The following is a 17,036-nucleotide window of genomic DNA, read 5'->3' as shown; positions in this document are numbered from 1 at the left end:
CATGGCCGACATCCTCGCCAACTCCGTACGCTTCCACGTCCACCGGATCCCCGGCACGGGTGCGGGCACCGGCGCCACCACCGTCGTCTTCCTGCACGGCATGGTCGTCGACAACCTCTCCAGTTTCTACGCCACGCTCGCCGTCCCCGCCGCCCAGGCCGGCCACGACATCGTCCTCTACGACCTGCGCGGTCACGGCCGCACCGAGCGCCCGCCCACCGGCTACGACACCGACACCGCCGTCCGGGACCTCGTCGCCCTGCTCGCCGCCCTCGGCCTCGACGAACGCCCCGTCCACCTCGTCGGAAACAGCTACGGCGGCACCCTCGCCCTGCACACGGCGCTGGCCCGCCCCGACCTCGTCGCCGGGCTCGTCCTGCTCGAAGCGCCGCTGAACGGCCCCTGGATCGACAACATGCTCGACACGCTCTCCGTCGCCGCCCTCGACCTGGAGGGCAGCCAGGTGCCGCGCGAACTCGCCTCGCTCGGCGCGCGCAAGGCCGCCCGGCTGGCCGCCGCGGCCGACGAGCTCCTCAACCGCACCACCCTGATCGAGGACATCGCGGCGAGCCGGCCCTTCACCCCGGCGGACTTCGCCCAGGTCCACTGCCCCGTACTGGCCGTCTGCGGCGAGCACTCCGAACTGGTCCCCGGCGCCAGGGAACTGGCCCGCCACGCACCGGACTGCACCGTGCGGATCCTGCCCGGCCTCGGCCATGACGTACTGAAGGGCGGCACCGAGGAACTGCGCAGAGCGGTACTGGACCGGCTGGCGGAAGCCGCGGCCCGGCCCCGGCCCGAGGCGGTGAGGGCGTGAAGGCGCTGTTCGTCGTCCCGCCGCTCGCCGGCCACGTCAACCCCACCATCGCCGTCGCCGCCGAACTCACCGCACGCGGCCACCGGTGTGCCTGGACCGGCCCCGCCGAAGTCCTTCCCCGGCTGCTCCCCGACGGCGCGCACATCCTGCCCGCCGGAGACTCGCCGGGGGAGGAACGCGGAGGATATGCCGCGCTGCACGCGCACTGGCGCGACCTGCGCGGTGTCGCGGCCCTCCGCTTCCTGTGGGAGGAGGCTCTCATCCCCCTCGCCCACGCGATGCTGCCCGGCGTCGAAGCGGCCATCGCCGCCTATGCCCCCGACGTGCTGATCGTGGACCAGCAGGCCCTGGCGGGGGCCGTCGCCGCCGAGCGGCACGGGCTGCCCTGGGTGACCTCCGCGACGACCACCGCCGAGTTCACCCGACCGTTCGCCGGCTTCCCGCGCGTGGGGGAGTGGGTGGACGAGCGGATCGCCGGGCTGCTCACCGCCTGTGGCGCGCCCGGCGGCTGGGACCCGCGCTTCTCGGACCGACTGGTCCTCATCTTCTCCACCCCGGAACTGGTCGGCGCGGACGCGGTCGGCCCCGGCCGCCGCGCGCACCACGCGTTCGTCGGGCCGGCGCTGAGCCCCCGTCCGAGCGGGGCGTCGTTCCCCTGGCGGCGCCTCGATCCCCTGCGGCGCCGGGTTCTGGTCTCCCTCGGTACGCTCAACCGCGAGGCGGGGAGCCGCTTCTACACGACGGTCCTGAGGGCAGCGGAGGAACTCGCCGAGAGCGTCCAGGTGATCCTGGCCGCGCCCGCCGACCTGGTCGGCGGCGTCCCCGACCACGTCCTCCTCCAGGAGTACGTCCCGCAGCTGCGGCTGCTGCCCCACCTCGACGCCGTGGTCTGTCACGGCGGTCACAACACCGTCTGCGAGGCGCTCGCCCACGGCCTGCCCCTGGTCGTCGCCCCGATCCGCGACGACCAGCCGATCGTCGCCCAGCAGGTCACCCAGGCCGGCGCCGGTGTCCGCGTCCGCTTCGGACGGCCCCGGGCGGCCGAAGTGGGGGACGCCCTCACCGCCGTCCTGGACGACCCCACCCACCGACAGGCCGCCCGCCGCCTCCAGGCCTCCTTCGCCGCGGCCGGCGGCGCGGCGACCGCGGCAGACAGGTTGGAGAAGCTGATATGACACAGCACCCTCACCGTACGCGCGTCCCCTGGGCCGCTGCCGTGTCCCTGGCCGGCCTCACCGCGGGCACCGTGCGTGCCCGTCGCCGGCTGGCCGCCCTTCCCGTACTGGAGCGGGCCGCACCCGAGAGCGAGCCGTCGCAGGGGCTGTGGCACCTGATCAGCGCCCGGGGAGTCGACGTCGACGAGGCCACCCTGCGCGCCGCCGTCGCCCACGCCGAACGCACCGGTCTGCGGATCCTCGACCTGCTCCCGGCCGCCCTCGACACCGAACACGCGCTGGGTCTGCTGCGCGTCCTCGACGTCCCCGCCTCGCCCTTCGCCCGTACCAGCCCGGGCCACGGCGCGGGACACGCCGTCCTCGTCGACGAAGACGTCCTGCGTCGCGCGGGCCTGGAGGGCGCCCCCTCCGCCCCGGACCCGGCCGAACTGCTCGCCCTCCTGAGGCGCCTGAAGGAGTACGCCCCCGACGCGACCGGCCTCGCCATCGCTCCCGAACTGGCCGCCCCGGCCGCGGACCCCACCTCGCGGACGGCGGAACTCCGGGCCCGGGGACTTCCCCCGGGTCTCGTGACCGCCGCCCAACTCGCGGGGCTGGCACTGCTCCTGCGGTCCGCCGCCGTCGACCGGCGTTGGGGCGTCGCGGCGCTCGCCCTCTACTGCCTCCAGCCCGCCCTGGTCCTCGGCGGACCGAAGAGCCCGCTGCGCCCGGCCGACCTGTCCCGCGCCGCCGTGGTCCGCCCTCTCCACTCCGCGGGAACCGCGCTGCGCACCGCCCTGAGCGTCCGCCCCGCCGGGAGTGCGCCCTCGCCCGAACTCGAAGCGCTCAGGCCGTCCTATGCGGCCGAACTCAAGGAAGGCACCGAGCGGTTCTTCGAGCCGCGCCGCCCCGACTGCCCCTGGTGCGGCTCCGCCGATCTCTCCGTCCGCGTCCGTGTCCCCGATCTGCTCCAGGGCAAGCCGGGCCGCTTCACCCTCGAACAGTGCGGCGGCTGCGGGCACGTCTTCCAGAACCCCCGCCTCTCCCTCGACGGCCTGGACTTCTACTACCGGGATTTCTACGAGGGCCTCGGCGTCGGCGGCGCCGCCCAGGTGTTCGGTGGCATGGGCCGCTCGTACCGCGCCCGCGCGACGATGCTCAAGCCCTTCGGCACACCCGCCCGCTGGCTCGACGTGGGCACCGGGCACGGCCACTTCTGCGACAGCGCGCGCGACGTCTGGCCCGCCACCCGCTTCGACGGGCTGGACATGGCCTCCGCCGTGCGCGGGGCGGAGGCGCGCGGCTGGGTCGACACCGCCCACCACGGCCAGTTCCCCGACCTCGCCGCCGGGCTGGTCCACCGTTACGACACCATCAGCATGTACCACTACCTGGAGCACACCCGGGACCCGCTCGCCGAGCTCGACGCGGCCGCCAAGGTACTGCCGCCCGGCGGACACCTGCTCATCGAGCTGCCCGACCCCGCGTCCCGCCTGGCCCATGTCCTCGGGCCGCACTGGCTGCCCTGGTTCCAGCCCCAGCACCAGCACCTCATCCCGATCGGCAACCTCCGGCAGGCGCTGACCGAGCGGGGCTTCACCGTCCTGGCCGAGGAGCACGGCGCAGCCCACCAGCCCTGCGACTTCACCGGCGCGGTCATCCTCACCGCCAACCGTCTCGCCCCCGACCCGTACGCCCCCTGGGGCCCCGGCACCGCCGGTCTGCCCCGGCGCGCGGCACGCGCCGCCGTGCGCACCGCAGCGCTTCCGTGCCTGGGCGTCGCGGCCGCCCTCGACGCCCTGCGCTCGGCGGTGGCACGCGCCACCGACGGCGGCAACGCCTACCGCGTACTGGCTCGCCGTACACCCCTCGGCACGGAAACGGGGTGAGCACATGCTCGACATCGCCCGCCGCCACACCGCCGACCCGCTCTTCCGGCTCGTCGCCTACGCGCTCGAGTCGGCCCACGACCGCCCCCCGACCACGGTGTGGAGCGCCCCCCACGCCTTCCACCTCGGATCCCCGCATCTGGTCGCCGCCGCGGACTGGCCCGTGGCCGCGGCCGCCGCGCCGCGCGACGACGGTCTCGTCCGCCTGAGCTCCCTCGCCCACCCCGCCCAGAGCTGTGAACTCCCGCTCACCGGGCCTCCACCACCTCACCCCGCCTGGGCCGCACGCACGTACGCCCTGCTGCGGACCCTGGCCCGTACCGGATACGGACGCGGCGGAATCGACCTGCACATCCACTCCACGCTGACCGACGCCGCCGGGCTGTCGAGCGCGGAGCCGCTGGAGTGCGCCGTGGCACTCGCGGTCGCCGACCTGCACGCCGGCGGCGGTGGCCGGGCCCCCTCGCCCACCCGGCGGGCCAGGGCCCGTCCGCCGCGCGGCAGGCTGCTCGCCCTCGCCCGGGCCGCCGCGCCCACCGGGGACGAAGCGCTGCGCCAGGCCGCCCTGTTCGCCCGCCCCGGCCAGGCGCTGGTGGTGGGCGACGGCGCCCCACGCCGCATCCGCTTCGACCCGGCCGAGTACGGCGCCCGGCTGATGCTGCTGGTCACCCGGGGCGCACAGACCGGCCCCGGCGACATCCGGCGCGCGGTGGACATCTCCAGACGCGCGGGGGCGACGGCCGCCTGGTGGCCCGGGCGGCAGCCGGAGCGCAGCGCCCTGGTGCTGCTGCCGCACGACCGTCCGGCGACCGTACGGACAGCCCTCGCGGAGGAGTTCCGCGGCGGCGGGCGGCTCGTACCGCGCCTCGTGAACATCACCGTGGCGGGCGCGGCCCGCCGCGAGGAATGACAAGGAGGGAACAACGCATGACACCCAGAGCCCTACCGGACCGGACACCGGTCCGCCTTCCGGAGCGCACCGCGAGCCGCCTACGGGATCGTCTTGGTGGCCGCCGCACGGGCCCTGCCGCGAACGCCGGTCGCGGCAGGCGCCGACGGGCCATGGCAGCCGGCATCTTCAGCACGCTCTGCCTGGTCGCCACCATGGGCGCGGCCGACTCCCAGGCCGCCGCCCAGGCACCCTCGCCCCTCGCGCTGCCCACCTATGACCACGTGGTGGTCGTCGTCTTCGAGAACAAGCAGTACGGCGAGATCATCGGCAGCGCCAACGCGCCCTACATCAACCAGCTGGCGAACGCCGGCGCGAGCCTGACCGGCATGAAGGCGCTGACCCACCCCAGCCAGCCGAACTACTTCAACCTCTTCTCCGGAGCCACCCAGGGCATCACCGGAGACGGCTGCTACACCCCGCAGTCGATGAGCGCGGCCAACCTCGGACAGGAACTCATCGCCGCCGGAAAGACCTTCGCCACGTACAACGAGGACCTGCCGAGCGAGGGTTCCACCGCCTGTACCAACGGCCAGTACGCGCAGAAGCACAACCCCTGGTTCGCGTTCAAGAACGTGCCCCTCACCACCGGCAAGACGTGGACGCAGTTCCCCAAGAGCGACTTCAGCCAGCTGCCGCACCTTTCGTTCGTCGTCCCGAACCAGTGCAACGACATGCACTCGTGCTCGGTCAACACCGGCGACACCTGGACCAGGAACAACCTCGACGCCTACGCGCAGTGGGCCAAGGCCAACAACAGCCTGCTCGTACTCACCTGGGACGAGGACAACTTCCTCGGCTCCAACCAGATCGCGACCGTGTTCTCCGGGGCCAAGGTCAAGCAGGGCAAGTACACCTCGGCGTACAACCACTACAACCTGCTGCGCACCTTCGAGGACCTCTTCGGCACCGGCCACGCGGGCAACGCGGCGAGCGCCGCTCCCATCGGCGAGGTGTTCGGGGACGGCACCACTCCACCGGGTGGTGACCTCAGCCTGACCAACCCCGGCGGCCAGACGTGCAAGTTCAACCAGAGCTGCACGATCCAGCTCACCGCGACCGGCGGCAAGGCTCCCCTCAAGTACAGCGCCACCGGCCTTCCCTTCGGCCTCTCCATCGACAGCGCCACCGGAAAGATCACCGGCAAGCCCTGGCAGACCGGAACCCTCCAGATCACCGCGACGGCCACAGACTCCACCGGAGCCACCGCCAGCACCACCTTCCCCCTCACCATCAACTGGTTCTGACCGGCCCCGCGCGGCCAACGGAAGGGAGAGCCCGTGTACTTGTCGGCAAGCCGGGCCGCCGACACCACGGCGGGCGTGCGCCGCACCCGGCCACGCCCGCCGCGCGGCGCCCCTCACGGCAGGAGCCGCCGCGCGATCGCCGGCAATGTCCTCGCGCTCGGCGCGGTCAGTCTCTTCACCGACGTCTCCGCCGAGATGGTCACCGCCGTCCTGCCGCTCTACCTCGTCGTCGGTCTCGGCATGTCCCCACTCGCCTTCGGCGCGCTCGACGGCCTCTACCAGGGTGCCACCGTCCTTTCCCGGCTGGCCGGCGGCCACCTCGCCGACCGCGCCCAGCGCCGCAAGCTCGTCGCGGGCGCCGGCTACGCGCTGTCCGCCGGATGCAAACTGGCCCTGCTCGCGGCCACGGCCCCCTGGTCGATCGGCGCCGTCCTCGCCGCCGACCGGACCGGCAAAGGGCTGCGGACCGCTCCGCGCGACGCGCTCATCTCGCTGTCCTGCCCGCCCGGGGAACAGGGCCGGGCCTTCGGTGTGCACCGGGCGATGGACACCGCGGGGGCCCTCCTCGGCCCGCTCGCCGCCTTCGCCGTGCTGTGGGCCGCGCGCGACGGCTACGACGCCGTGTTCGTGGTCGGCTTCTGCGCCGCGGCGCTCGGCGTCCTGGTGCTCGTCCTCTTCGTACGCGATCCCCGCCCCGAGCCGGTCGAGCGCCGGCGGGAGCGTCGGCGCCCCGGCGCGCTGCGCACCCTCGCCCGCACGCCGGGACTGCCCCGCCTGTGCCTGATCGCCGCGCTCCTCGGCCTGGTGACCGTGAGCGACTCGTTCCTGTATCTGCTGCTCCAGCGCCGACTGGACCTGCCCGCCGTCTACTTCCCGCTCCTGCCGGTCGGAGCCGCCACCGGCTTCCTGCTGCTGGCCGTGCCGCTCGGCCGGCTGTCCGACAGAATCGGCCGGCGCCGGGTCTTCCTCGCCGGGCACGGCGCCCTCCTCGCCGCGTACGGCGCCCTCCTCGTCCCCGGGGGCGCCGCAGCGGCGGTCACCGTGTGCGTACTGGTCCTCCTCGGCGCGTTCTACGCTGCGACCGACGGCGTCCTGATGGCCGCCGCGGGTCCGCTGCTGCCCCCGCGCCTCAAGGCCACCGGCCTGGGGCTGGTGCAGACGGCCGGGGCACTCGCCCGCCTCCTGGGCTCCCTGCTCTTCGGCGCCGGCTGGATGTACCTCGGGCCCCACGGCGCCCTGACCGCCGCCGCCGTCGGCCTGGGCCTCGCCCTGCCGGTGGCCGCCGCCCTCCATGGACGGAGCCGCCCATGACCCCCCGTGACCCGCGGCCCCGCACCAGGCTGCTCGTTCTCGCCGTCGTCACCGCGCTGCTCGCCGCGGTCGCCGCCGTCGCCATCGGACGGGCCGCGGACCGTGCCGCGCAGGGCGAGCGGGCGAGGCCCGGCGAACCGGTCGCGCGACCCGGCGCGGTGACACTGCACCAGCACGGGCGCCTGCTCTTCCGCAATCTCGCCTGGGGAGCCCAGCGCGATCACCTCTCCTCGATCCCGTCCGCGATCCCGCCGACCGGTCCGGAGGCGCCCCGCACGTCCGCGCCCCAGCGCTGTCTGCGCTTCCACGCCGCGGCGGGCACGGCCATCTGCCTGCGGGCCACCGGGGGAGTGGTCCCCGGCCACGAAGCCGTCCTCCTGGACGCCCGGCTCCAGCCGCTGCGCGCCTTCCCGGTGCCGGGGACGCCCACCCGCGCCCGGGTCTCGCCCAGTGGCCGACTGGTCGCGTGGACGGTCTTCGTCAGCGGGGACACCTACGCCGGTGGCGCGTTCTCCACCCGTACCGCCCTCTACGACACGCGCACCGGCACGCTCCACCCCGACCTCGAACGCTTCACCGTCCTCAAGGACGGCCGCCGCCACGACTCAGCCGACCACAACATCTGGGGCGTCACCTTCGCCGCCGACGACAACCGCTTCTACGCGACCCTCGCGACCGGAGGCCGCACCCACCTCGTCCAGGGCGACGTGGCCCGGCGCACCCTGCGCGTCCTGCGTGACAATGTGGAGTGCCCGTCCCTGTCCCCGGACGGCACCCGCGTCGCCTTCAAGAAGCGCGTCGCCGGGGCCTCCGACGCAGCGCCCTGGCGCCTGCACGTCCTGGACCTGCGCACAGGCCGGGAGACCCCGCTCGCCGAGCGGCGAAGCGTGGACGACCAGCTCCTGTGGCTGACCGGCGACACCGTCCTCTACGCCCTGCCCGGCGACTTCGGCGCCGACCTCTGGTCGGTCCCGGCGGACGGCGGCGGCGCTCCACGGAAGGCCGTCACGTCCGCGACCTCTCCGGCCCTGATCACCTGACACGCAGCCGGTCCCGCACCGGAGCTCCCTGCCGGCCGCAAGCCGTACCGCCTGGAGCCATGCGCTTCTCCCCGGCCCGCGGTCCACCCCCGCCGAGGAAATTCCCTTCGAGATCCCGGCCGTTGGAACCTACGCTGAGGGCATGCCCCCCGCGAAAACCTCCTACGTCTGCCTGCCGTGCCGTGCTTCCTACAAGCAGCCCTACGCCGGAGACCACGACCGGATCTGCCCCCGCTGCGCGAAGCCGCTCATCCATGTGGGATCGGCCTTCGCCGCACCCCGGCGCCGGGACACCGCCGCCTGGCGGACCCTGTCCGTGCTGCTGAACGCGGGTGTGCGCTTCCACAAGAGCTGCTGCGGCGGGCCGGGATACCGACCGCGCACCCTGCACGAGGTGCGCGAGCGGATGACGTACGCGCGCAGGTCGGGGGAGCCCTTCGCCCGGGCGCTCGTGCGCCGCGAGGTGCCGCCCGTGCGGGCCCGTGGGCGTCAGCCTCAAGTTACCTAGAGGTATCTAGTGACTTAACAAGCAAGCAACAGTAGAACCAGTTCTCACTCCGTCAAGAGTGAGGAAGGTCACATGGATGCAACTCCCAGGAGAGAAAACGAATCCAAGGGCGTCTCACGTCGTGGGTTCATCACAGGAACAAGTTCTATTATTGGGGTCGCGGTCCTCGCGGGCCACACCGCCGCAGCCCACGCCAGGGCCGTCACGGCGACCGGCTCCATCGCCCCGGGGGCCCATGTCACCGCCCTCGTGATCGGCACCGGATACGGCGGCTCCGTCGCCGCCCTGCGTCTCGCGCAGGCCGGCGTCGATGTGCACATGATCGAGATGGGCATGGCCTGGGACACCCCGGGCGCGGACGGCAAGATCTTCGCCAACACCACCAAACCGGACCAGCGGTCCTACTGGCTCCGCACCAGGACCAAACAGCCCCTCAGCAACTTCCTCGGCTTCCCGATCGACAAGGACATTCCCCGCTACACCGGGATCCTGGACGCCGAGGAGATGGGCGGCATCATCGTCTACCAGGGCCGCGGCGTCGGTGGCGGCTCTCTGGTGAACGGCGGTATGGCCGTCACCCCGCGCCGGGAGAACTTCGGCGCCATCCTCCCGTCGGTCAACGCCGACGAGATGTACAGCACCTACTATCCGCGCGCCAACAGCGGACTGGGGGTCGGGCTCATCGACCCGGCGTGGTTCGACACCGTGGACTGCTACCAGTTCGCCCGCGTCGGCCGCAAGCACGCCCAGCGCTCCGGGTTCCCGTTCGTCTTCGTACCGGACGTGTACGACTGGGACTACATGAAGCAGGAGGCTGCCGGAACGGTCCCGAAGTCGGCGGTCGCCGGTGAGATCCTCTACGGCAACAACTACGGCAAGAAGTCCCTGCAGAAGACCTACCTCGCTCAGGCGAAGGCCACCGGCAGGGTCACCATCTCGCCCCTGCACAAGGTCACTTCGGTCTCCCCGGCGGTCGGCGGCGGCTACACGGTCCTCATCGAGCAGATCAACACCACCGGCGGCGTCACGGCCACCAAGACGGTGACCGCGGACAGGGTGTTCTTCGCGGCCGGCAGCGTCGGCACCAGCAAACTCCTGGTGAGACTCAAGGCCACCGGCGCGCTGCCCCAGCTCAACGACGAGATCGGCCAGGGCTGGGGTGACAACGGCAACGTCATGTGCGGCCGCGCCAACCACATGTGGGACCCGACCGGCAAGGTCCAGGCCTCCATCCCCTGCGGTGGCATCGACAACTGGGTCGCCGGCGGCGCCTTCGCCGAGGTCGCACCGCTGCCCACCGGGATCGAGACCTACGCCTCGTTCTATCTGTCGATCACCAAGAACCCCCATCGCGCCGCGTTCTCCTGGAACGCCGCCGCGGGCAGGGTCGACCTGAACTGGCAGACGGCGTGGAAGCAGCCGTCCATCGACATGGCCAAGACCATCTTCGACAAGATCAACGCCAAGGAAGGGACGATCTACCGGACCGACCTCTTCGGCACCAACAAGATCTGGGGCGACCACCTCACGTACCACCCCCTCGGCGGAGCGGTCCTCGGCAAGGCCACGGACAACTACGGCCGCCTCCAAGGCCACCCGGGCCTCTACGTCATCGACGGCTCACTGATCCCCGGCAACACCAGCGTCAACCCGTTCGTCACCATCACGGCGCTCGCCGAGCGCAACATCGAGAAGATCATCGCCACCGACCTCTAGCGAGGGCCGGCACGGCCCGCCACGAGGAGACCGGACCACCTCGTCTCCCGCAGGGCGAGCCCGACACCCGGGGCCGGCCGAACGCACCGGCGGCGGCCCCGGACCGCCTCAGCGCCCCGGCAGTACGCACACGGTGTCGAGGCCCAGCACATGGTTGAGCCGCCCGAACGCCAGCCATGAACCGATGCTCATACTCAGTTCCACGATCTGCACCTGGCTGTAGTGCGCCGTCATCCTGGTCCAGAACTCGTCGTCGAGCCCGTGGTGGTCCAGGGCGTACCGTTCCGCGTACTCCGCCGCCAGCCGGGTCCGGTCGTCGAACGCGTCTGTGGTGCGCCACTCGGTCACCGCGTCGGCGAACTCCTCCTCGACCTTCTCCCCGTCCCGCTCGGTCCGCCAGTCGAGACAGAACGTACACCCGTTGATCTGCGCGATCCGGAGCCTCGCGGCCTCGAACTCACGGAGTCCCAGGGTGGTATGGGCGTACACCGCCAGCGAGAAGTTCGCGGCGGCCATCCCGATGCCGGGCACCATGTCGCCCCACACATACGGGATCGCGTCCTCCCCCTCGGGGATGTCGATCTTCATGGCTGCTTCCTTCCGAGTTTGCCGACTGCGGGACGCAGCGGGACATCCAGCGCGTCATAGAGGCCGGGCTTCGCGTCGACGAGCCAGTCGACCGCGCTCACCAGGCGGCCCACGGCCGTGGCGTTGCCGCCGGCCGAGCGGTTCTCGCCCTCGTCGGTGGCCTCCACCGTGACCACGATGCGCGGGCGACCCTCGATGATCACCCTGTGGGCCCCGTCACCGTCGGGCGGCGTGGGCCAGTCGGGGGCGCAGGAGGAGTGGACGCGGGTGACGTGCTCGATGACGAGACGGGGTTCCCCCTCGACGATCCCCTGCACCTCGAACCGCACCGCGCCCTGGGTTCCGGCCCGGAACTCACCCATCGTCCGCGTGCTCACGGTGGCGTCGAGCGCGCGCCGCTCCATGGTCTCCCGGATCTCGTCGAGTTCGACGCCCAGCGCCCTGGCCATCAGACGTATCTGCCCGCCCCACACCATGGTGGGGACGGACGGCGCGAGCATCAGCGGCTCGAAGTCCATCGGGCGGCCCATGCCGACCAGGTCGCGAACCGCTTCCTCCTGGTCGTACGTGGAGTAGTCGAAGATCTCCTGGCAGCGGATCGCGTCCACCCGGGAGCCGAGCCCGCTGATCAGCAATGGCAGCACGTCGTTGCCCCAGCCGGGGTCGACGCCGGAGACGAACAGCGAGCCGCCGCCCTCCGCGATGGCGGCCAGCACCGGCTCCCGGAACTCCGGCGGGGCGCTCCGGTGGTCGTAGAGCGCGTACATCGAGGGCGTGACGACCACCGCTCCGGCCCGGATCGCGCGGGTGATGTCGGCGAGGGCCTCGTCGGGCCGGATGTCACCGGAAGCCGCGTACACCACGGCGCGGGGGCCGCCGGCCAGCACGGCCTCGATGTCGTCGGTCGCCGCGACGCCCAGGTCACGGTCGAGCCCGCCGAGCGCGCCCGCGTCGCGGCCGACCTTGTCGGGGTTGTGCACGATGACGGAAGAGAGTACGAGCGCCGGATGGGCCTCTACGGCGCGGATGGCCAAGCGGCCGACGTTGCCGGTGCCCCAGACAACCGTGGAAATCATGCGCGGAGGGTAGCGAGGGGACCTATCGGTTCATAGGGCCGTGCCGGGAAAAGATTGCCTCCATCCGGGCGCGGCCCACGCGGGCGATCCATGGACACCCCGAGAGCCGCCGAACCAGAACTGACAGTGCGTCATGTTCTTGGGTCTTCGTCGTGCGCGGCGTGCATGACGACGCGCGACCCCCCATCTGCTCCTCGCCGAGATCGACGAGCGTCCTCGCCGGCCCCGCGCCACCCGGAGTGCGGGAGGGGACGGGCTGTGTGAATCTGGCGGCGACCGCGACGTTCGACCAGGAGACGGAGCCAGTCGTGAACCAGCTCGGAGAGAAGCCCGAAGAAGTCCGCAAGGAGCTCGAGGAGGAGAAGCGCAGGGCCCGCCGGAAGACGGAGCGGAAGTCCCCGTCCGGCCCCGACAAGGCCGCTGAGCCCTCGCAGCCGTCCGAGTCCGAGGGCGCGTCGCCCGACGGCAGGACCCACCCCGACACCGAAGGCCGCCCCTGAGCCCGGTGCCGGCCGCCGCGGCCGGCCCGCCGCCTTCTCGCCCGCCGACGTCCTCGACGCCGGCGGGTTTCTTGACGTCCGAGAGGCGTGTCCCGTCCGGCCCCCCGGACCGTGGGTTCGTGTGGGTCTGGTGTCCGTCGTTCAAATGTTTGTAGGGGCCCCGAAGTTGCCTTGTTAACGTGAGTTTCCGGCGTGACTGACGAGTCGTCATTGGCGCCGTGATCTGCATGTTTACTCACGAGAGGCCTTCAATGAGGCGACCCTCCCACCGAATACGCCATGCCGCCGGCGCGGCACTGGCCGGGGCGATGCTGTGCGCGCTCGTCCCCGCCGCCGGCGCGTACGCCACCCCGGCCGGGCCCGAGCGGGGAGCGGCCGCCCAAGCGGCCGCCACCGATCCCGTGCCCGGGAACGACGGTATGCCGGACGACGGCTTCGCCGACGAACCCGAGGGCGAGCAGGACGACTTCGCGGGAACCGGCACACCCTCCGTCCTCCCGAGCAGCCCCGAGGCGCAGGCGGCCCCGGTCCCCGGTCGCGCCGGGGACTTCCAGCTGGTGGCGGGATCCTCCCTCCGCGGCCTCGTGGACCGACTGGACGCGGCGCTCCCCAAGCAGGGCCTCACCGAGCTCATGGAGCAGGCCAACCGGCCGGCCGGCTGGGAGGGCGCCTGCGGTGCCACCGGCATCTACGGCCCCGACCTGGCGGTGAATCACCGCGTCTGCTGGAAGAGCGACGACGCCACGTCCTCCGAGTGGATCCCGCAGGCCATCTCCGGAGTCTCGGACGCGCAGGAGGACGAGGACTGGGGCGACTCGAACGCCGAGCCCGTGGCCATCGGCGCCTACGACGCGGACAACCCGGGCCGCAGCGACTACGCCGCCGGCAGCGACAACTGCGTCCAGACCGAGGCCTCCGACGCCTGCAACGAGAAGGGCATCCGGGTCAGCTTCTTCAACCAGGCCACCCAGATGTATCGCCATGTCCTCCTGGTGTGGCCGTTCGTGAACTCCAAGGACCACATCTCCTTCGACGCGCTGCACGCGCGCGAGGGCACGTGCGGCTCCTCCGTGACGGCGAGCTGCAAGGCCCAGAACGGCATCCATGCCGGGGGCATGGTCTGGTACGGCAACTACCTGTATGTCGCCGACACCGCCAACGGCCTGCGCGTCTTCGACCTGCGCAAGATCATGGACCTCAACCCGGACAACAACGCCGACGTCAATGACCCGACGCCCGACGGCCTGGTCAGCGATGTCCTGGACAAGAAGCGGATCGGGCGCCAGAGCAACGTCTGGTACGGCTACGGCTACCGGTACGTCATGCCGCAGGTCGCCACGCTGAAGTTCACCACGGCGAAGAACGGCGGGGAGACCAGCGGGAACCAGTGCTACGCCACTGGCCGCCCCAAGGCCTCGTACATCTCCCTGGACCGGACGGACACCGACCACCTGGTCCTCGGCGAGTACTGCAACACCAACAACGGCGGCAGCAGCCCCGGCAGGGTCGGCACCTATCCCATGAGCGCGCTGACGGCCGCGACCGAAGGCGCGGCGGGCACGGCGGCCAACGCGGACCTGGCCTACGGCCTGCCCACCGGCGCGACCTTCAACGGCGAGGCGCTGTGGCACAAGATCCAGGGCGTCACACGGTACGAGGGAAAGTGGTATTTCCACCGCAGCAACGGCTATGACAACGGCCGGCTCCTCCAGGCCACCGCGACCTCGGTCGACGGCTCCACGCAGCTCGTCGGCAACGCGAAGGCGCTCCAGACGTCCTTCGGTCCCGAAGACCTCTATGTGGCGCATGGGCGCGGTGACAATTTCGCCCCGCAGCTCTGGTCCCTGAGCGAACACGCCCCGAGCAGCTCGTGCGGAGCGTGCAAGCGTGAGCTGTACAGCTACAACATGAATGACGTGATCAGCCGGTTCGGCTCCTAGGTCGTCCCTTCCTCCATCACCGTGAAGGAAGGGACGACGAGGCGCTGGTTCCAAGTATCGCCCGTGCCCGGCGCGGCTCGCCGCCCCGGCGGTCACCCGGTGGAAAAGTGGGGCCCCTGCTGCCGGAGAGGAGCGAGACCGATGTGGCGACCCGACGGTTGGGACGTACGTGTCCGACTGGGCATCCTCACCCCCCAGGCCGACGTCGGCCCCGAGTCGGAGCTGCGCGCGATGGCCCCGCCCGACATCGGCCTGCACGCCGCCCGGGTGCCCTTCAGCGCGATGCGGCAGGGCGGCGTCATGGACCCCACGATCGCCCTCGGCCCCGTGGGGGCGTTCGCCGAGCCGCCGCACGTCGACGAGGCCACCGAACACCTCGCGGCCGCGCCCGTGGCCGCGATCGCCTACGCCTTCACCAGTTCCGCGTACGTCATCGGCGCGCGCGGTGAGACGTCGATGCTCGCGCGTCTCGCGGAACGGGCCCACGGCCTGCCGGTGGTCGCCACCTGCGCGGCGACGGTCGAGGCTCTGCGCGCCCTCGGCGTCGGCCGCCCCTGTCTCGTCGACCCGCCGTGGTTCGACAGCACACTCAACGACCTCGGGCGGGCGTATTACGAGGACGCCGGATTCGACGTCCCCTTCGCCGCTCCCTGCGGTCTCCCGAGCGACCAGAAGCTCATCACTCCCGACGGGCTGTACGACTGGGTGTCCGCCCACATCCCGGACGAGGCCGACGCGGTCGTCATCGGCGGCAACGGCTTCCGGGCCGTCGGCGTCATCGACCGGCTCGAGGCCGTCCTCGGCCGCCCCGTCCTCACGGCCAACCAGACCCTCCTCTGGGCGGCTCTGCGCGCGACCCGCACCACCGCCGACGACATCACCGGCTACGGCCGCCTCTTCGCGACTCCGTGAGCGCCGTGGCCTAGAGTGCCGGTGTGCCGTCGTACAGCATTGGGCAGGCAGCGGGGCTGCTGGGCGTGAGTTCGGAGACCGTCCGTCGATGGGCCGATGCCGGACGGCTGCGGATGGAGCGGGACGGCTCCGGGAACCGGGCCATCGACGGGGCGAGCCTCGCGGCCTTCGCGAAGGAGCGCGCCGAAGGTCTGCATACCGTCCCCGACGAGGCCGTCACCTCGGTGCGGAACGCGTTCACCGGCATCGTCACGCGGGTGACGGTCGACGACGTGGTCGCACAGGTCGAGGTGCAGTCCGGGCCGCATCGGATCGTGTCGGTCGTGACGCGGGAGTCCGTCGAGGAGCTGGGGATCGAGGTCGGCGTGACCGTCACGGCCCGGGTGAAGTCGACCAACGTACATGTCGACCTTTCCTGAGGCGGCCCCCTTTCTCACCGCCCCGGCCGGCCCCCACGGAACCCGCCCTGCCCCGTGGCCGTCGGCGCCGTGGACGGCCCGCCGGGTGCCGGAACTGCTCCGCCCGCGGCACCTGCGGCAGCCACCGCGCCCGTCGGCCGTCCCCGGAATTCGCTGGTCCGGTCTGCTCGCGCGCCCGTAACATCCGGCCCCATGACGGAGAACGCGACAGACGACCACGCCGCGGCGGCGGACACGGAGACGGGCAGAGAGCCGTGTTGGCGTGGAAGGAAGATCGCTCTCGCGCCGCTCGACGCCGAAGACGCCGCCCTGATCCACGGCTGGCGCTCCGACCCGGTGGCCGCTCACGAGGTCGGCTTCTGGCCGCGTTCCCTCTCGTCCGTCCGGGAGCGGATGGAGCGCGACAGGGACGATCAGGACCGCGACGACTTCCTCGTCCTGCTCGCCGACGGCACCCCGATCGGCCACACCGCCCTCTTCGACCAGGACATAGTCGACGGCACGGCCGAGGTCCTCCTCCTCCTGGACCCCCGCCACCGCGGCCACGGGTACGGCACGGACGCCGTCGACGCCCTGGCCGACCTCGCCTTCGGCGAACTCCCCCTGCACCGCCTCCAGGCGGTCACCCACACCAGCAACACGGCCGCACTCACGGTTCTCACCAAAGCGGGATTCGTGCACGAGGGGATACGCCGCTCAGCCTGCCTCCACCGGGGGCGCCGCCACGACGTCGCGGTGCTGTCCCTGCTCCGGGACGAGTGGGAGGCGCTGGAACGCCCGCGGTCCTGGGACCTCTGACGCTGACTGCCGGCACTGACACGCGACGAGCGGCGCCTGCCCCGGCAGAGCGGTGTGGCGGCTCACGCCCTCCCGGACCGCGCGGTCGTCGGTGCCGCGGGTCGGACATCCGGCCGTTCCCGGCAACGTCCAGCCCGCCGCAGCGGCTCGCAAGAGCTGGTTTCTCCCACCC

16 protein-coding genes are annotated in these 17,036 nt (G+C 72.2%); 14 read left to right on the top strand and 2 right to left on the bottom strand.

All coding sequences use genetic code 11. From position 1 onward, the window contains the following. Position 1 precedes the first annotated feature (1 nt). From ACZ7J0_RS29940 to ACZ7J0_RS29900, 9 genes are all read left to right on the top strand, one after another. Complete coding sequence (locus tag ACZ7J0_RS29940) at positions 2–817, top strand: alpha/beta fold hydrolase (protein WP_470892582.1); 816 nt, start codon at positions 2–4, stop codon at positions 815–817. Then, positions 814–1,992: a glycosyltransferase gene (locus ACZ7J0_RS29935; protein WP_470892580.1), complete on the top strand. Its 1,179-nt coding sequence runs from the start codon at positions 814–816 to the stop codon at positions 1,990–1,992. The genes ACZ7J0_RS29940 and ACZ7J0_RS29935 overlap by 4 nt, the downstream gene beginning before the upstream one ends. Continuing rightward, positions 1,989–3,860, top strand: a complete 1,872-nt coding sequence (locus tag ACZ7J0_RS29930; protein ID WP_470892578.1) for a methyltransferase domain-containing protein — start codon at positions 1,989–1,991, stop codon at positions 3,858–3,860. Before ACZ7J0_RS29935 ends, ACZ7J0_RS29930 begins: the two co-directional genes overlap by 4 nt. Before the next feature lie 4 nt (positions 3,861–3,864). After that, the gene (locus ACZ7J0_RS29925) at positions 3,865–4,770 is read left to right on the top strand and encodes a galactokinase (protein WP_470892576.1); all 906 of its coding nucleotides are present in this window, start codon (positions 3,865–3,867) and stop codon (positions 4,768–4,770) included. A gap of 152 nt (positions 4,771–4,922) precedes the next feature. Continuing rightward, positions 4,923–6,056: an alkaline phosphatase family protein gene (locus ACZ7J0_RS29920; RefSeq protein WP_470892574.1), complete on the top strand. Its 1,134-nt coding sequence runs from the start codon at positions 4,923–4,925 to the stop codon at positions 6,054–6,056. A 33-nt stretch (positions 6,057–6,089) separates the two neighbouring features. Further along, positions 6,090–7,367: an MFS transporter gene (locus ACZ7J0_RS29915; protein ID WP_470892572.1), complete on the top strand. Its 1,278-nt coding sequence runs from the start codon at positions 6,090–6,092 to the stop codon at positions 7,365–7,367. Beyond that, positions 7,364–8,407, top strand: a complete 1,044-nt coding sequence (locus ACZ7J0_RS29910) for a TolB family protein (RefSeq protein WP_470892570.1) — start codon at positions 7,364–7,366, stop codon at positions 8,405–8,407. The genes ACZ7J0_RS29915 and ACZ7J0_RS29910 overlap by 4 nt, the downstream gene beginning before the upstream one ends. A gap of 142 nt (positions 8,408–8,549) precedes the next feature. Next, a complete protein-coding gene (locus ACZ7J0_RS29905; protein WP_470892568.1) occupies positions 8,550–8,915 on the top strand; it encodes a deoxyxylulose-5-phosphate synthase in 366 nt (121 codons plus the stop codon). A 72-nt stretch (positions 8,916–8,987) separates the two neighbouring features. Then, positions 8,988–10,631, top strand: a complete 1,644-nt coding sequence (locus ACZ7J0_RS29900) for a GMC oxidoreductase (RefSeq protein WP_470892566.1) — start codon at positions 8,988–8,990, stop codon at positions 10,629–10,631. 108 nt (positions 10,632–10,739) lie between these two features. On the opposite strand, the gene ACZ7J0_RS29895 is transcribed toward ACZ7J0_RS29900, so the two are convergent. After that, positions 10,740–11,219 carry a carboxymuconolactone decarboxylase family protein gene (locus ACZ7J0_RS29895; RefSeq protein ID WP_470892564.1) on the bottom strand — a complete coding sequence of 160 codons (480 nt, stop codon included), beginning with the start codon at positions 11,217–11,219 and terminating at the stop codon, positions 10,740–10,742. Beyond that, a complete protein-coding gene (locus ACZ7J0_RS29890) occupies positions 11,216–12,295 on the bottom strand; it encodes an NAD(P)H-dependent amine dehydrogenase family protein (protein ID WP_470892562.1) in 1,080 nt (359 codons plus the stop codon). The genes ACZ7J0_RS29895 and ACZ7J0_RS29890 overlap by 4 nt, the downstream gene beginning before the upstream one ends. 308 nt (positions 12,296–12,603) lie before the next feature. Between ACZ7J0_RS29890 and ACZ7J0_RS29885 the strand changes: the two genes are divergently transcribed. From ACZ7J0_RS29885 to ACZ7J0_RS29865, 5 genes are all read left to right on the top strand, one after another. After that, complete coding sequence (locus ACZ7J0_RS29885) at positions 12,604–12,795, top strand: hypothetical protein (protein WP_470892560.1); 192 nt, start codon at positions 12,604–12,606, stop codon at positions 12,793–12,795. A 251-nt stretch (positions 12,796–13,046) separates the two neighbouring features. Further along, a complete protein-coding gene (locus tag ACZ7J0_RS29880) occupies positions 13,047–14,735 on the top strand; it encodes a hypothetical protein (protein WP_470892558.1) in 1,689 nt (562 codons plus the stop codon). A 141-nt stretch (positions 14,736–14,876) separates the two neighbouring features. Further along, the gene (locus ACZ7J0_RS29875; RefSeq protein WP_470892556.1) at positions 14,877–15,647 is read left to right on the top strand and encodes a maleate cis-trans isomerase family protein; all 771 of its coding nucleotides are present in this window, start codon (positions 14,877–14,879) and stop codon (positions 15,645–15,647) included. A gap of 23 nt (positions 15,648–15,670) precedes the next feature. Further along, on the top strand, positions 15,671–16,066 hold the full coding sequence (locus tag ACZ7J0_RS29870; RefSeq protein ID WP_470892554.1) for a TOBE domain-containing protein: 396 nt from the start codon (positions 15,671–15,673) through the stop codon (positions 16,064–16,066). 192 nt (positions 16,067–16,258) lie between these two features. Next, positions 16,259–16,864, top strand: coding sequence for a GNAT family N-acetyltransferase (locus tag ACZ7J0_RS29865; protein WP_470892552.1), 606 nt, complete (start codon positions 16,259–16,261; stop codon positions 16,862–16,864). The last annotated feature ends 172 nt before the right edge of the window (positions 16,865–17,036 follow it).

It is taken from the genome of Streptomyces sp. NPDC038280 (assembly GCF_055600045.1).
This window is presented reverse-complemented; position numbering and strand designations above follow the sequence as displayed.

Bases quoted from the DNA above. Each gene is read 5' to 3' on its own strand.
- ACZ7J0_RS29940 (WP_470892582.1), top strand. From the start codon at position 2: ATGGCCGACATCCTCGCCAACTCCGTACGCTTCCACGTCCACCGGATC.
- ACZ7J0_RS29930 (WP_470892578.1), top strand. From the start codon at position 1,989: ATGACACAGCACCCTCACCGTACGCGCGTCCCCTGGGCCGCTGCCGTG.
- ACZ7J0_RS29925 (WP_470892576.1), top strand. From the start codon at position 3,865: ATGCTCGACATCGCCCGCCGCCACACCGCCGACCCGCTCTTCCGGCTC.
- ACZ7J0_RS29920 (WP_470892574.1), top strand. From the start codon at position 4,923: ATGGCAGCCGGCATCTTCAGCACGCTCTGCCTGGTCGCCACCATGGGC.
- ACZ7J0_RS29910 (WP_470892570.1), top strand. From the start codon at position 7,364: ATGACCCCCCGTGACCCGCGGCCCCGCACCAGGCTGCTCGTTCTCGCC.
- ACZ7J0_RS29905 (WP_470892568.1), top strand. From the start codon at position 8,550: ATGCCCCCCGCGAAAACCTCCTACGTCTGCCTGCCGTGCCGTGCTTCC.
- ACZ7J0_RS29900 (WP_470892566.1), top strand. From the start codon at position 8,988: ATGGATGCAACTCCCAGGAGAGAAAACGAATCCAAGGGCGTCTCACGT.
- ACZ7J0_RS29895 (WP_470892564.1), bottom strand. From the start codon at position 11,219: ATGAAGATCGACATCCCCGAGGGGGAGGACGCGATCCCGTATGTGTGG.
- ACZ7J0_RS29890 (WP_470892562.1), bottom strand. From the start codon at position 12,295: ATGATTTCCACGGTTGTCTGGGGCACCGGCAACGTCGGCCGCTTGGCC.
- ACZ7J0_RS29880 (WP_470892558.1), top strand. From the start codon at position 13,047: ATGAGGCGACCCTCCCACCGAATACGCCATGCCGCCGGCGCGGCACTG.
- ACZ7J0_RS29875 (WP_470892556.1), top strand. From the start codon at position 14,877: ATGTGGCGACCCGACGGTTGGGACGTACGTGTCCGACTGGGCATCCTC.
- ACZ7J0_RS29865 (WP_470892552.1), top strand. From the start codon at position 16,259: ATGACGGAGAACGCGACAGACGACCACGCCGCGGCGGCGGACACGGAG.